General features: G+C 58.2%; 12 protein-coding genes. 3 read left to right on the top strand and 9 right to left on the bottom strand.

What is annotated here, in order from left to right; all coding sequences use genetic code 11:
* Positions 1-4 precede the first annotated feature (4 nt).
* The 8 genes from OYW20_RS23720 to OYW20_RS23685 all read right to left on the bottom strand — a co-directional run bounded on the left by OYW20_RS23720 (position 5) and on the right by OYW20_RS23685 (position 9847).
* The gene (locus OYW20_RS23720; RefSeq protein WP_268798294.1) at positions 5-1927 is read right to left on the bottom strand and encodes a PrkA family serine protein kinase; all 1923 of its coding nucleotides are present in this window, start codon (positions 1925-1927) and stop codon (positions 5-7) included.
* 295 nt (positions 1928-2222) lie between these two features.
* A complete protein-coding gene (glpE, locus tag OYW20_RS23715) occupies positions 2223-2537 on the bottom strand; it encodes a thiosulfate sulfurtransferase GlpE (RefSeq protein ID WP_268798293.1) in 315 nt (104 codons plus the stop codon).
* 58 nt (positions 2538-2595) lie between these two features.
* Positions 2596-3477 carry a symmetrical bis(5'-nucleosyl)-tetraphosphatase gene (locus tag OYW20_RS23710; protein WP_268798292.1) on the bottom strand — a complete coding sequence of 294 codons (882 nt, stop codon included), beginning with the start codon at positions 3475-3477 and terminating at the stop codon, positions 2596-2598.
* Positions 3477-3857 (bottom strand): Co2+/Mg2+ efflux protein ApaG, encoded by a 381-nt coding sequence (gene apaG, locus OYW20_RS23705; RefSeq protein ID WP_268798291.1) that lies wholly within the window; start codon positions 3855-3857, stop codon positions 3477-3479. Before apaG ends, OYW20_RS23710 begins: the two co-directional genes overlap by 1 nt.
* Positions 3858-3977: 120 nt before the next feature.
* Entirely contained in the window at positions 3978-4784 is an 807-nt protein-coding gene (gene rsmA / locus OYW20_RS23700; protein ID WP_268798290.1) for a 16S rRNA (adenine(1518)-N(6)/adenine(1519)-N(6))-dimethyltransferase RsmA, read from the bottom strand.
* Positions 4784-5770, bottom strand: a complete 987-nt coding sequence (gene pdxA, locus OYW20_RS23695) for a 4-hydroxythreonine-4-phosphate dehydrogenase PdxA (protein ID WP_268798289.1) — start codon at positions 5768-5770, stop codon at positions 4784-4786. The genes rsmA and pdxA overlap by 1 nt, the downstream gene beginning before the upstream one ends.
* Positions 5767-7089: a peptidylprolyl isomerase SurA gene (surA, locus tag OYW20_RS23690; RefSeq protein ID WP_268798288.1), complete on the bottom strand. Its 1323-nt coding sequence runs from the start codon at positions 7087-7089 to the stop codon at positions 5767-5769. Before surA ends, pdxA begins: the two co-directional genes overlap by 4 nt.
* Positions 7070-9847: an LPS-assembly protein LptD gene (locus tag OYW20_RS23685; RefSeq protein WP_268798287.1), complete on the bottom strand. Its 2778-nt coding sequence runs from the start codon at positions 9845-9847 to the stop codon at positions 7070-7072. The genes surA and OYW20_RS23685 overlap by 20 nt, the downstream gene beginning before the upstream one ends.
* A gap of 129 nt (positions 9848-9976) precedes the next feature.
* Between OYW20_RS23685 and OYW20_RS23680 the strand changes: the two genes are divergently transcribed.
* From OYW20_RS23680 to OYW20_RS23670, 3 genes are read left to right on the top strand one after another with little or no spacing between them, the layout of a single operon-like run.
* Positions 9977-11005, top strand: coding sequence for an aminoglycoside phosphotransferase family protein (locus tag OYW20_RS23680; RefSeq protein WP_268798286.1), 1029 nt, complete (start codon positions 9977-9979; stop codon positions 11003-11005).
* A gap of 57 nt (positions 11006-11062) precedes the next feature.
* Complete coding sequence (gene murU, locus OYW20_RS23675; RefSeq protein ID WP_268798285.1) at positions 11063-11731, top strand: N-acetylmuramate alpha-1-phosphate uridylyltransferase MurU; 669 nt, start codon at positions 11063-11065, stop codon at positions 11729-11731.
* The gene (locus tag OYW20_RS23670; RefSeq protein ID WP_268798284.1) at positions 11732-12505 is read left to right on the top strand and encodes a TerB family tellurite resistance protein; all 774 of its coding nucleotides are present in this window, start codon (positions 11732-11734) and stop codon (positions 12503-12505) included.
* Positions 12506-12615: 110 nt separating this feature from the next.
* On the opposite strand, the gene OYW20_RS23665 is transcribed toward OYW20_RS23670, so the two are convergent.
* Positions 12616-13602 (bottom strand): alpha/beta hydrolase family protein, encoded by a 987-nt coding sequence (locus tag OYW20_RS23665; RefSeq protein ID WP_268798283.1) that lies wholly within the window; start codon positions 13600-13602, stop codon positions 12616-12618.
* Between the last annotated feature and the right edge of the window lie 48 nt (positions 13603-13650).

Here is a 13650-nt window from a genome sequence, read left to right as displayed (position 1 = left end):
TGCGTTACTGCGACTTCCGGACGCGCAGGTACCACTCGGAGAGCAGCCGTACCTGTTTGTCGGTGTAACCGCGCTCGACCATTCGGGTGACAAAATCGTTGTGCTTTTGCTGATCGTCCTTGCTCGCCTTGGCGTTGAAGCTGATAACCGGCAGCAGGTCCTCGGTGTTGGAGAACATTTTCTTCTCGATCACCACCCGCAGCTTCTCGTAGCTGAGCCAGGTTGGGTTCTTGCCGTTGTTGTTGGCGCGGGCCCTCAACACGAAGTTAACGATCTCGTTACGGAAATCCTTCGGATTGCTGATGCCTGCAGGTTTCTCGATTTTTTCCAGTTCTTCGTTCAGAGCCACTCGGTTCAGGATTTCTCCGGTTTCAGGATCGCGGTATTCCTGATCCTGAATCCAGAAATCTGCATACAGCACATAGCGGTCGAAAATGTTTTGTCCGTATTCGCTGTAGGACTCCAGATAGGCAGTCTGGATTTCCTTGCCGATGAACTCGATATAACGCGGAGCCAGATATTCCTTGATGAAGCGCAGGTAACGCTCGCGGGTTTCCGCCTGAAACTGCTCTTGCTCGATCTGTTGCTCCAGCACGTAAAGCAGATGCACCGGGTTCGCGGCGATTTCGTGCGGGTCGAAGTTGAAGACTTTCGACAGGATTTTGAACGCAAACCGTGTCGACAAACCGTTCATGCCCTCGTCCACACCCGCGCTGTCGCGGTATTCCTGGATCGACTTGGCTTTGGGGTCGGTGTCTTTCAGGTTCTCGCCGTCGTACACCCTCATCTTCGAGTAGATGTTGGAATTATCCGGCTCTTTCAGTCGCGACAAGACTGTGAATTGCGCCAGCATTTTCAAGGTATCTGGCGCGCAATGCGCCTTGGCCAGCGAGCTGTTGAACAGCAGCTTGTCGTAGATCTTTATCTCGTCACTGACGCGCAGGCAGTAAGGCACCTTCACGATGTAGATCCGGTCAATGAACGCTTCGTTATTCTTGTTATTACGGAAGCTGTGCCATTCCGATTCATTGGAGTGGGCCAGCAAGATGCCGGTAAAGGGAATCGCGCCCAAACCTTCGGTGCTGTTGTAGTTACCTTCCTGTGTAGCGGTCAGCAACGGGTGGAGCACCTTGATTGGCGCCTTGAACATCTCGACGAATTCCATCAGACCCTGGTTGGCCCGGCACAATGCGCCCGAGTAGCTGTAAGCGTCGGCGTCGTTCTGTGGGTACTCTTCGAGCTTGCGGATATCGACCTTACCGACCAGCGCCGAAATATCCTGGTTGTTCTCATCGCCCGGTTCGGTTTTAGCCACAGCGATCTGGTTGAGGATCGACGGATAGAGCTTCACCACCTTGAACTGGCTGATGTCACCTCCAAATTCGGCCAGACGTTTGGTTGCCCAAGGCGACATGATGGTGTTCAGGTACCGGCGCGGGATGCCGTAGTCCTCTTCGAGGATCGTCCCGTCTTCGGTGGGTTTGAAGAGGCCCAAGGGTGATTCGAAAACCGGGGAGCCCTTGATGGCGTAGAAAGGTATTTTTTCGACCAGCGATTTGAGTTTTTCAGCCAGAGACGATTTACCGCCGCCTACCGGACCGAGCAGATAAAGGATCTGTTTCTTTTCCTCGAGGCCCTGAGCGGCGTGGCGGAAGTACGAGACGATTTGCTCGATGCAATCTTCCATGCCGTGGAATTCTTCGAACGCGGGATAGCGCCGAATGACCTTGTTGGAAAAGATTCGTGATAGCCGCGAGTTGGTCGAGGTGTCGAACAATTCAGGCTCACCAATCGCCAGCAGCAGACGTTCAGCGGCCGACGCGTAAGCACTGCGGTCCTGTTTGCAGAGCTCGAGGTACTCCTGTAGCGAGAGCTCTTCCTGGCGTGTCGATTCAAAGCGTTGTTGGAAGTGGCTAAAAATACTCATGACGTCACCTCGCTCGATACGTGGAGCCGGCGGCGGATCGTCAGTTGATGCTGGTTAGCGACTGATCGCTCAGTGGCTAATTACCCCCCAGAACACCCTATAAATAACTACCGATGACCCACGCGCCGGTGTACCGGCTCTCCCCTGATTCGGATGGCCTGCGTCTTAGGATAGTTCGGAATCGAAGAGAGAAAGAAGGAATGCGTGTAATCGAACGCTAGCCGTTCGTCAGTTGGATGCGCGAGCCCACGTAGGACGCGGGATCGCGGGGAGAAAAATATTTTTTGTTTCAGCCTTAAGCGGTTTCGGCAGGAAACGTGGTTTTCCACAGCTCAAAACCACCGTCCAGGCTGTATACATCCGAGAATCCCTGGCCGACCAGATAGGCCGCCGCGCTCTGACTGGAGTTGCCGTGGTAGCAGACCACAACCAACGGTTTATCCAGGTCGGCTTCGCGGATGAAGTCGGCGATGGAGTGGTTATCCAGGTGATGGGAGTCGGGGATGTGGTTGCTGTCAAATGTCTGTTGGTCGCGTACATCTACCAGCACTGCGCCTTGTTCGCGCAGGGCTTGAGCCTGTTCGGGAGCGATGCGTTTGAAGTCGGTCATGGGGTAGGCTCCTCGGCCGCAATGATCCCGAGCAGTCGGGATCTGTGAAGAATGAATTCTAATGCCTGATTGCGTTTTGTTCCTGCGTGGTCAATGTACGAACCTTGCCCAGCTCGGCGTTGCCCTTGGCGTCGCATTCGCAGCGGTGCATCTGGCGCGTGTCGACATTGAGCATCGAAAGCGCGGCGCCCCATACGCAGCCGGTGTCCAGCGCATAGATGCCCGGCTCATCGCAGCGTCCCTCGAGGGCTGCCCAATGGCCAAAAATAATACTCAGGCCCTTGGTCTTGCGATCTTTGTGGCGGAACCAGGGTGCGTAACCCGGCGGCGCGGCATCGATGCCTTCTTTGGCTTTGAAGTCGAGTTTGCCGTCGCTGGTGCAGAACCGCATGCGTGTGAAGTAGTTGGTAATCACCCGCAGACGCGCAACGCCGTGCAGATCTTTGTCCCACTTGGCGGGCTCATTGCCATACATGCCATCGAGGAAAGGCTCAAACCGGTTATCGTCGCGCAACGCTTCTTCGACTTCTTCGGCGCACCGCAGCGCTTTTTTCAGGGTCCACTGCGGCGGGATGCCCGCGTGCACCAGTGCAATGTCGCGTTCAGCATCGTAATGCATCATTTTTTGCCGGCGTAGCCATTGGAGCAGCAGTTCTGCATCCGGGGCTTCGAGGATCTCGCGCAGTGTGTCGCCTTTTTTCAGGCGCTCGATGTTGCGGCCCGCGGCGAGCAAGTGCAGGTCGTGATTGCCGAGCACGCACACCACCGAGTCACGCATCGCGTAGATGTAGCGCAGGGTTTCCAGCGATTGAGGCCCCCGATTGATCAGGTCACCCACCAGCCACAGCTGGTCTTTGCCGGGTTCGAAACCGACGTGTTCGAGCAAGCATTCAAGAGGTGCAAGGCAACCCTGAAGGTCGCCGACTGCGTAAACCGCCATCAGTGCAGAGCCCCGGGCACCGCCAGCCGGAACGGCGCGATCACGGCATCGAAGCGTTTGCCATCTTCGGCAAGCATTTGATAAGTACCCTGCATGTTACCCACCGTGGTGGTCATGACGGTGCCACTGCTGTAGGTATGGCTTTGGCCGGCCTGAATCAATGGCTGCTGACCGACGACGCCGTCGCCGCGCACTTCTTCGACGTTGCCATCGCCATCGGTGATGACCCAGTGTCGGGCCAGCAACTTGGCAGGCAGCGAGCCGTTGTTGTGGACCGTGACGATGTAGGCGAAGGCAAAGCGGTTCTGCTCAGGCTGCGACTGTTCTTCAAGGAAGCGGGTAACGACGCTGACGTCGACCTGATAACGGGAATCGGACATGCAAGAGGCCTTAAAAGCGAGAGCGGAAAAAGCCGGAAAGAAGCCCGGTGTAGAGTCAGTCTAGGACATGTCGCGGCTAAAGAAACAATGAGAGCCGGGTGCTGACATCTCCTGACCCTCTTACTCGACCGCAGGCTTCTCGCTAAGTTTATCGGCCAGACGGACAAAAGCGGCAAGGTCCAGCTGTTCTGGACGCAATCCACCATCAACCCCGGCTTCGGTGATTTCTTCGCTGGTCAGCAGGGCTTTGAGTGTATTGCGCAGGGTCTTGCGGCGCTGGTTGAACGCTTCACGAACCACGCGCTCAAGCACTCGATGGTCCTTGGCCGGGTGGGGCAGGGTTTCATGGGGCACCAAACGGACGATGGCCGAATCAACTTTCGGCGGGGGGTTGAACGCTCCCGGACCCACGTTGAACAGGTGTTCCACGCGGCAGTGGTACTGAACCATGATCGACAGGCGGCCATAGTCTCCACCGCCGGGGGTCGCTGCCAGACGCTGGACGACTTCTTTTTGCAGCATGAAGTGCATGTCGCGGATCAGGCTGGCGTTTTGCAACAGGTGGAAAATCAGCGGCGTCGAGATGTTGTACGGCAGGTTGCCCACCACGCGCAGGCTGCCTGGCACGGCGTTGAGGCTGGTGAAGTCGAACTTGAGCGCGTCGCCCTGATGCAGATTGAAGTTCGGTTTGCTGCCGAATTGGTGCATCAGGATCGGGATCAGGTCCTTGTCCAGTTCCACTACGTCGAGTTGAGCGGTGCTGTTGAGCAGGCCCTCGGTCAGTGCGCCCTGGCCCGGGCCGATTTCCAGCATGCGGTCCTCAGGCTTGGCACGGATCGCGCGCAGGATCTTGTCGATCACACCTGCGTCGTGCAGGAAGTTTTGCCCAAAGCGCTTGCGCGCCTTGTGTTGGAATTGCTCGCTCATTAATGCGTCTCTGCCATCTGGTAGGCGGTTTCCAGTGCGACCTTCAGACTACCCGTGTCGATCTTGCCGCTACCCGCCAGATCCAGCGCGGTGCCGTGATCGACGGAGGTGCGGATGATCGGTAAACCCAGGGTCACGTTGACCGCTGCGCCGAAGCCTTTGTACTTGAGTACGGGCAGGCCCTGATCGTGGTACATCGCCAGCACCGCATCGCAGTGCTCCAGATATTTCGGGGTAAACAGAGTGTCGGCAGGCAGCGGGCCTCGCAAATCAAGGCCCTCGCTGCGCAGGCGCTCCAATGTAGGTTCGATAATGTCGATTTCTTCGCGGCCCAGATGCCCGCTTTCGCCAGCGTGCGGGTTGAGTCCGCAGACCAGAATCCGCGGATGCGCGATGCCGAACTTGTTCACCAGGTCGGCATGCAGGATACGGGTCACCCGCTCCAGACGGTCTGGCGTTATGGCGTCAGCGACTTCACGCAGGGGAAGATGCGTCGTGACCAACGCCACGCGCAGGTCACCGGTGGCGAGCATCATGACCACTTGCTCGGTGCTGGTCAGTTCGGCCAGAAATTCGGTGTGACCCGAGAAGGCGATGCCGCTCTCGTTGATCACGCCTTTATGGACCGGTGCGGTAATCATGCCGACGAAGTCGCCGTTCATGCAGCCTTCACCCGCACGGGTCAATGTCTGCAAGACGAACGAGCCATTGGCCTTGTCCAGCGTCCCTGCCGTCACCGGCGCTTGAAGCGGGGTGTCCCAGACATAAAGGCTGTGAGCAGGGGCGGGCACATCAGGCCAGGCGTCTGGCTTAACCGGCACAAGCGTGACGGCCACACCCAACAGCACGGCTCGCTCAGTGAGCAAGTCGCGGCTAGTGATAGCAATCAGGGGGTAGGGCTGAGGGTGCGCGGCGAGCAGCAAGCACAGGTCGGGACCAATGCCAGCGGGCTCGCCGGGTGTCAGTGCGAAACGCTTTGGTTTCACTGCGCAGCCTGGTCAGCGCCAGGGATTTTGATTTCAACGTAGGCTTCGTCACGAATCTGACGCAACCAGGTCTGCAGCTCTTCGTCGTATTTGCGGTTACGCAGTACGGACATTGCTTGTTGTTCACGCGCCTGATTGGTGCTGTCAGTTGCGCGACGGCCCAATACTTCAAGCACGTGCCAGCCATATTGCGTCTGGAAGGGCTTGGAAAGCGTGCCCTGCGGCGTTTCAGCCATGACTTCACGGAACTCGGGGACCAACGAGTTAGGATCAACCCAGTTCAGGTCGCCACCGTTGAGCGCCGAACCCGGATCTTCGGAGAAGCTCTTCGCCAGTTCGCCGAAGTCTTCGCCATTCTGGATACGGTCGTAAATCTTCTGCGCCAGAAGCTTGGTTTCGGCCTCGGTGCGGATTTCACTTGGCTTGATCAGGATGTGACGCACATGCACTTCGTCGCGCATCTGGGTCTGGCCTTCGCCGCCGCGTTTTTCCAGCAGTTTGAGGATGATGAAACCACCCGGCGTGCGCGCAGGAGGCGTTACTTCGCCAGCGCGCATGGTGCTGAGCATGTCACCGAAAGGCGGTGGCAGTTGGGCAGCTTTGCGCCAGCCCATGTCGCCGCCTTCCAACGCGCTTTCGCTCGCAGAGGAAGCGATTGCCATCTGACCGAAGTCAGCGCCTTGCTGGAGCTTGCCGTAGATGTCTTTTGCCTTGGCAGCGGCTGCCTGGATCTGGGCAGACGTCGCGCTATCAGGCGTAGGAATCAGGATGTTGGCCAGGTGAAACTCTTCGGAAAATTGCGCTTTGCCCAAATCCGAAGCAAGGAAGTTTTTGACTTCCTGTTCCGATACCTGAATGCGCTCGGCAACCCGGCGCTGACGCACCCGGCTGATGATCATTTCCCGACGAACCTGCTCGCGAGCGCTCTGGTACGACAAACCGTCGTGAACCAGAGCGGCCTTGAACTGCTCGATACTCATCTGGTTGCGCTGAGCGATGGTGCCGATGGCCTGGTTCAGCTCCTCATCTGTGATGCGAATGCCTGAGCGTTCGCCGATCTGCAGTTGAAGGTTTTCCAGAATCAGTCGGTCCAGTACCTGCGATTGCAAAGCGCTTGGGGGCGGTACGCCCTGGCCACGCTTGGCAATCGTCTGCTGGACTTCGCGGATACGCTGGTCCAGCTGGCTTTGCATGACCACGTCGTTGTCGACGATGGCGGCAACTTTGTCGATGGAGCGCACTTCAGCGTGCGCCACCGAACCGATGAGTAAAGCGCCCAACATCAGGGGGCGCAGACAATCAGAAAGCTTGGTCTTCACGTTCACGATAACCTTGGATGCCTTGGTCGAGGAAGCTCTCTACTTTCTGGCCAACAACGCCACCAAGTCCCTTCAACACAATTTGTAGGAAAATGCCGCGGTCGCCTTTTTCGTTCTGAGGCGCTTCCTGGGTGTTCTCGTCGTAGTCAACCCAGTAGCGATTGATCAGGCGGAGCTTCCAGCAGCAGTTGTCGTATTCAAAGCCACCAAAGGCTTCAAGGGTACGGTTACGGTTGTAGTCGTACTGCCAGCGGCTGATCGCACTCCATTGAGGAACGATTGGCCAGATGACCGAGAAGTCATGCTGCTGGATCTTGTAGTAGTCCTTGATGTAACCCGGTTGTCCTGGGGTACCAAAGTCGCCACCGCCAACGCTCCAGCGACCTGTGGTCTGGTCGTAGCGAACCTGGTCATTACGGTAGCGATAGCCAGCGTTGATGATCTTGCCCGGGTTGTCTTCAGGCTGGTAGTGAACCATCGCGCTGCCGGAACGGGTGCTGTGGCTATCCGGATCCCAGTTGAAATCCGACGAAGCGCGCCAGTCACGGTTGAAGCGATATTCGTATTCCAGCGCGTACGGCGAAACATTCGCTCTGGCGTCCTGACGGTCTTCGAAGCTGATGCCCGGCAGTTGCACTTTGCGGTCCGCGAAGTACAGGGCTTGGCCGATACTGAATCGCTGACGCTCAAAGCCGTTGTCTTCGATCCAGCGGTTGGTCACGCCCAGCGACAGTTTGTTTTCGTCGCCGATGCGGTCGGAGCCGACGAAGCGGTTGTCGCGGAACAGCGAGGCGTAGTTGAAGGTTGTTTCACCCGAGTCGAAAATCGGGATGTCATCCTGGTTTTTCTCCGGCACGTACAAGTAGTACAGGCGCGGCTCGAGCGTTTGACGATAGTCCTTGCCGAACCATTGAGTGTTGCGGTCGAAATACAGGCCGCTGTCTACGCTGAAGATTGGAACGCCGCGGTCCTGCGAGGTGTTGAACGTTTCACCTGGCAGCAACGTGCTCTTGCCCTGGCTGTCCAAATCAAGATCGTATTTGGTGTAGACGTATTTCAACTTCGGCGTGACAAAGCCGTAAGAGGCGGTCAGCGGCAGGCTCATTGACGGAGCGAGGTTCAGTCGATCGCCATTGGCGCGCGCAAGACCCGCAACGTTTCTGTCCAGGCGAGGGCTGACGATGCCATCCTGGTCGGTGTAATTGCCGGTTCTCAAATCACGATCAAACCGAACGGCTTCCGTTTCGTAACCAAACTTCAGGCCCCCAGGGCTGTAAGGCAGCGTGCCGTCCAGCGTTAACTGAGGCAGCCGGCCGTAAGGGGTGATCTGCGTGACGGTTGCCAGCTCATATTGCTGCGCGTTCAGGCGTGCGACGTAGCTGTCACCCCGGTAAGTCAGGTCAGCTTGCTGATTGACATAGTCGTGAACGCCGATGCCTTCCTGGCCCGTCTTCAAATCCTTGAAGTAGTACGGGTCGCTGATGTCGGTGAAGTCGACATGCGTCGCCCAGCGCGAATCGAGACCGCCCTGGTGCTGCCAGTTGATCATCCAGCGCTTGTCGGTGTAATCAGACTGCAGCTTGCGATCGTCGTCTTCGTCGTTCAGGTAACCGCCGCCGAACTGACCTTCGCTGCTTTTGGTCAGGTAGCGGAACTCGCCTTCCATCAACAAGCCGCGTTTGGCCATGTAGGTGGGGTACAACGTGGCGTCGTAGTTAGGCGCCAGGTTGAAGTAGTAAGGCGTGAGCAACGACAGGCCAGTATCGCTGCTGGCACCGATGGTGGGTGGCAGGAAGCCTGACTGGCGACGGTCGTCGATCGGGAAGTAGATGTACGGGGTGTACAGAATCGGGATGTCTTTGACCCGAAGCGTGGCGTTGGTCGCCGTACCGAAACCGGTGGCCGGGTTCAGCGTGATGTTGTTGCCCTTGATGGTCCAGGCGTTGCTGTTCGGTTCGCACGTGGTGTACGTACCGTCCTTCAGCCGGATGATCGCGTTCTCTGCACGTTTTGCGTACAGCGCGTTGCCTCGGATGTTGGATTTGTGCAGAACGTATTCAGCGTTGTCGATCTGGGCTTCGCCCGTGTCGAGCTGGACCTCGGCATGATCGCCGACGATCAGGGCACCGTTATCGCGCAGACGGACATCGCCGTTCAGCTCGCCACGGTTCTCGGCCTGATGCAGCGAAGCTTCCTGAGCTTGAAGCTGCATGCTGCCCTGACGCATGACGACATCACCGGCCAGGGTCGCGACCTGTGCTTCTTGCTCATAGCGTGAAGCCTTGGCACCGATAAAGGTGGGGGCGTCGCTTTTGGGCGTCTTGTCGTCCATGCCAGGACGAATAGGCTCGATGTAAGCGCCGGAGCAGTACGGACCGGTTTCGGCCAGTTGTGCTGCGGTCAGTCGCTCGCGGGGAACCCAGTCGAGGTGGCTGTAATCGGCACTGCGCGATCTCAGGCCACGGCCCTTGGCCTCGGTGACCAGAGTCGTCTTGGGCACGACTTCACCACCGGAAGCAGTACCGGATTCGATCACTGTGCCATTGGAGCTGACACTGGTCGCGCTGTGCACAGGCCGTGGAGGCAACTGCGCAGCGGTTGCTTTTGGTGCGCAATCCCAGGAGCCTGCGGCGGATACCGAGCAGTCAAACTGTTCTGCCGCCACCGCGTATTGGGTGGCTAAAGGTTGCATGGCCAGCAAACTGCCGGTTACAAGCAACGGAAATTTTTTACGAAACGCGGGGGATTTCAATGCCATCTTATTAATCCGGGCTTCCTGCGCGCCATCTGCCCGCGGGGGGGCCGCACGCCTCTCGATGGGCTGAAAAAGATGTCGGATAATAAAGCATGACCCGCTTGACGGCTAGCGCCGTCGGAGACCCTTGTAATGCCAGATCAAGATGTACGCCTGCAACACCTGAAAGTTTGGCTTGATGAGCAACTTTCAATCCTCTTTGCTGCGCAAAATTGGGGCCCGATACCCCCGGCCACGTTGACTGCGGCCAGTAGCGACGCGAGTTTTCGTCGATATTTTCGGTGGGAGGGCGAAGGCCGGACTTTTATCGTCATGGACGCTCCGCCCCCCCAGGAAAACTGCAAACCGTTCGTTGATATCGCTCATTTGTTGAGCGAGTCAGGAATTAATGTTCCAAAAATTTATGCCGAAGACCTGACACAAGGCTTCTTGCTACTGAACGATCTCGGTCAGAAAACGTTTCTCGACGTGATCAATGAACAGAACGCCGATCAATTATTTGCCGATGCCATTGATGCGCTGCTGGCGTATCAGCAACTGCCCATGGATGCACCGCTGCCCAGCTACGATGTTGCGCTGCTGAGCCGTGAGCTTGAGTTGTTCCCGGAGTGGTACGTGAAGCGTCATCTGGGCATCGAGTTCGATCAGGCGCAGCAAGCGAGCTGGGAGCAGATCAGTAATCTATTGATCGAAAGTGCCCTGGCGCAGCCTAAAGTGCTGGTGCATCGAGACTTCATGCCACGCAATCTGATGCTCAGTGAGCCCAATCCCGGCGTGCTGGACTTTCAGGACGCGGTGTATGGCCCGGTGACTTATGACATCACGTGCCTGTTCAAGGACGCGTTTTTGAGTTGGCCGGAGGAGCGTGTCCAGGGCTGGCTAAAAGGTTACTGGGGGCGTGCTTTGGCATTGGGTTTGCCGGTGCAGGCCAGTGTCGATGAGTTTCTGCGGGCCAGCGATTTGATGGGCGTACAGCGACATTTGAAGGTGATCGGGATTTTTGCGCGCATCTGCCACCGTGATGGCAAGCCGCGCTATGTGGCCGACGTGCCGCGCTTCTTCGCCTATATAGAAGCGGTGCTGACGCGTAGACCCGAATTGGTTGAACTCGGCAATTTACTGACCAGCCTCGGTCAGCCCGAATTACGCCAGCACAAATAACAATCGGCAGGAGGCTCTCGACGTGAGCGAGGCCCGAACTGTTTTAAAGAGGGATGCATGAAAGCCATGATTCTTGCTGCAGGCAAAGGCGAACGCTTGCGTCCGCTGACCCTGCACACCCCCAAACCGCTGGTTCGTGCAGGCGGTGTTCCGCTGATCGAATACCACCTGCGCGCTCTTCGCAGCGCAGGTTTTGAGGACGTGGTGATCAACCACGCCTGGCTTGGCCAGCAAATCGAAGATTATCTGGGTGACGGCAAGCGACTTGACCTGAACATCCATTACTCCCCCGAAGGTGAGCCGCTCGAAACCGGTGGCGGGATTTTCCGTGCGTTGCCGCTGTTGGGCGATGGGCCATTTCTGGTGGTCAACGGCGATATCTGGACAGACTGCGACTTCACTGCACTGAACGCGCCGATCTCCGGACTGGCGCACTTGGTGTTGGTAGACAACCCGGCACATCACCCGCACGGCGATTTCGCCTTGGTGGACGGCCAGGTGCATGACGATGCCGAACTGCCGCGGCTGACTTACAGCGGCATTGCGGTGCTGCATCCGCTGCTGTTTAAAGGTTGCGCAGACGGCGCTTTCAAGCTGGCGCCGTTGCTGCGTGAGGCAATGGCTAAAGGGTTGGTGACCGGGGAGCACTTCACCGGGCGTTGGGTGGATGTCGGGACGCATGAGCGGCTTGCCGAAGTCGAACAACTGCTCGCGGTGAAGCCCTAGATGCTGTGGCCATGCACGCTGATAGGTGGCGGTCTGGGTTATGGCATCGCCAGCATTCCAGGCGCGATGCTCGGCGCCTTGTTGGGACAAGCTCTCGACAGGCGCCTGGCGCTGCACACTTGGGCGCATCTGCGAGAACGGCTTGGGGGACGTGCCGTACCCCGTGACGACGAGCTGATTTTCATCCTGCTAGGGCGGCTGGCCAAAAAAGATGGCCGCGTGGTCGATGGGCACATTCAGCAGGCGCGCGTTGAAATGCGCCGTCTGGACCTGAGTGAGCCTGCGCAACGCCGGGCGATTCAGGCGTTCAATCGAGGCAAGGACGGGCGCGACAATTTGCGCGGTTTTCTGGCGCGCCTCAAATCCCAGCCTCATGCCGCCGAGGGCCTCTTGCGGGCTTGCTGGCGGATGGCGTGGGCGGACGGAAAGGCGTCTCGGGGGGAGCGTGAACTGATTGTGCTCTGGGGTAAGTGGCTGGGCTGGCCGGCTGACAAGGTTCAGGCGCTGTCGGCTTCCGAAGATGGTACACAACCAAAGAAACCGCTCCCCAGCACCGGCAACGAATATCAAGACGCATTGCGTCTGCTCGGGGTCAAGGCAGATGCGGAGCCCGCCCAGATCAAGCGCGCGTATCGACTGCTGTTAAGCCGTCATCACCCCGACAAAGTGGCCGGGACGGGCGCGACGCAGCGGCAGGTGCGTGATGCAACAGAACGCACGCGTGAGCTTCACAACGCCTACGGAGTCATACGGCAACGGCGCGGATTCAGGTGAGTTAAGGCGTTGAATCTGTAGAAGCCAGCGTGTTGGCCAGACGCACTCGTGGCTTGAACCCGATCCGGCGCCTCGCGAATGAATTTGCTCCTACAGAAAGGGGCAGCGATCTATTGACTCTCCAGCCATCCCCGCACGCGTCGGGCAAGTTGTTCTTGCTCGGCGGCAGTGTTTCCCGGAATCGCATTGAGGGTGATTTGGGTGAATTTTCCGCCTTTCACTCGCTTGCTGGCGTTTAGCCGATCCTGCGCCTGCTTGCGTGGGACCGGTCGATCCTTGTCCACAAAGTCTGCGGTGGCGACTTTTAGCGTCGGCAGTATTTCGGGCAGGGTGGGCACATCGCGTCCGGTTTCCTGCGCAGCGACCCATACCAGTTTCTGAACCGCAGGCGATGCCTTTTCACTCATGAAGCGGGCAGCCCAATACGCGCCGCTGCCATGCCCCAACAGCACAATAGTGCGTGCTTTGTTTTGCTGGGCGAACGCAACGGCGCTGTCAATGCGGGCGAAGATGCGATCGGCATTGGCTTTGGATTGCTCGGCAACGGCCGCAGCGTTGGCGGCTGTGGCGGCAGCTTCTGCCTCCGCAGTTGCAGTCGGGTCTGGCGCTTTGTCAGAGGCGCCTTTGGGTTTTTCCTTGTCAGCGGCAGCGTCGCCCGAAGCCGGCGCAGCGTCGGCCGCGCGTGCGATAACGCCGTCTTCCATGGCATCCGGCAGTGTCAGGCTCAAGCTCGCCCAACCCGTGTCTGGCAACTTGCGGCGTAGCGGCCCGACGGCGTTCGGCCAGTCAGCCGTTTCTCCGGTGCCGGGAATCACAATCACCGCGCCTTTGGGATCGTCGGTATTGGCTGGCTTCCATAGCGCAAGGAAGGTTTCGTCACCAGCCTGGAGTTTCTGCTGCTCGCCTTGAGGCAATTGGCGCTCGAGCGCTAAAGCATCTTCCTGACTGCGTGACGGAAACGCCTGACGCTCGGCGGGTGCGTCAGCCGCTGCCGCGTCGGCGCCTGGTGCCGGATCGGCTGCCAGAACTGGCTGCGCAAGCGGTAGTATCAGCGTCAGGCAAATCGCGGGAAACATTGCGCGAATGGTGTAGGACATCGGATATTCCAAAGCCGGAAACAATCCCGGCAGCCTAATGGGTTAGCG

This window comes from Pseudomonas sp. BSw22131 (assembly GCF_026810445.1).
GTDB classification, from domain to species: Bacteria; Pseudomonadota; Gammaproteobacteria; order Pseudomonadales; family Pseudomonadaceae; genus Aquipseudomonas; species Aquipseudomonas huanghezhanensis.
Note: the sequence above shows the minus strand (reverse complement) of the source record. Positions and strands in the feature narration are given on the sequence as shown.

What these genes read in the sequence shown, in the direction of transcription:
- OYW20_RS23680 (WP_268798286.1), top strand. Translation starts at nt 9,977, where the DNA reads ATGCCAGATCAAGATGTACGCCTGCAACACCTGAAAGTTTGGCTTGAT.
- rsmA (WP_268798290.1), bottom strand. Translation starts at nt 4,784, where the DNA reads ATGAGCGAGCAATTCCAACACAAGGCGCGCAAGCGCTTTGGGCAAAAC.
- murU (WP_268798285.1), top strand. Translation starts at nt 11,063, where the DNA reads ATGAAAGCCATGATTCTTGCTGCAGGCAAAGGCGAACGCTTGCGTCCG.
- OYW20_RS23670 (WP_268798284.1), top strand. Translation starts at nt 11,732, where the DNA reads ATGCTGTGGCCATGCACGCTGATAGGTGGCGGTCTGGGTTATGGCATC.
- glpE (WP_268798293.1), bottom strand. Translation starts at nt 2,537, where the DNA reads ATGACCGACTTCAAACGCATCGCTCCCGAACAGGCTCAAGCCCTGCGC.
- OYW20_RS23720 (WP_268798294.1), bottom strand. Translation starts at nt 1,927, where the DNA reads ATGAGTATTTTTAGCCACTTCCAACAACGCTTTGAATCGACACGCCAG.
- OYW20_RS23665 (WP_268798283.1), bottom strand. Translation starts at nt 13,602, where the DNA reads ATGTCCTACACCATTCGCGCAATGTTTCCCGCGATTTGCCTGACGCTG.
- apaG (WP_268798291.1), bottom strand. Translation starts at nt 3,857, where the DNA reads ATGTCCGATTCCCGTTATCAGGTCGACGTCAGCGTCGTTACCCGCTTC.
- OYW20_RS23685 (WP_268798287.1), bottom strand. Translation starts at nt 9,847, where the DNA reads ATGGCATTGAAATCCCCCGCGTTTCGTAAAAAATTTCCGTTGCTTGTA.
- OYW20_RS23710 (WP_268798292.1), bottom strand. Translation starts at nt 3,477, where the DNA reads ATGGCGGTTTACGCAGTCGGCGACCTTCAGGGTTGCCTTGCACCTCTT.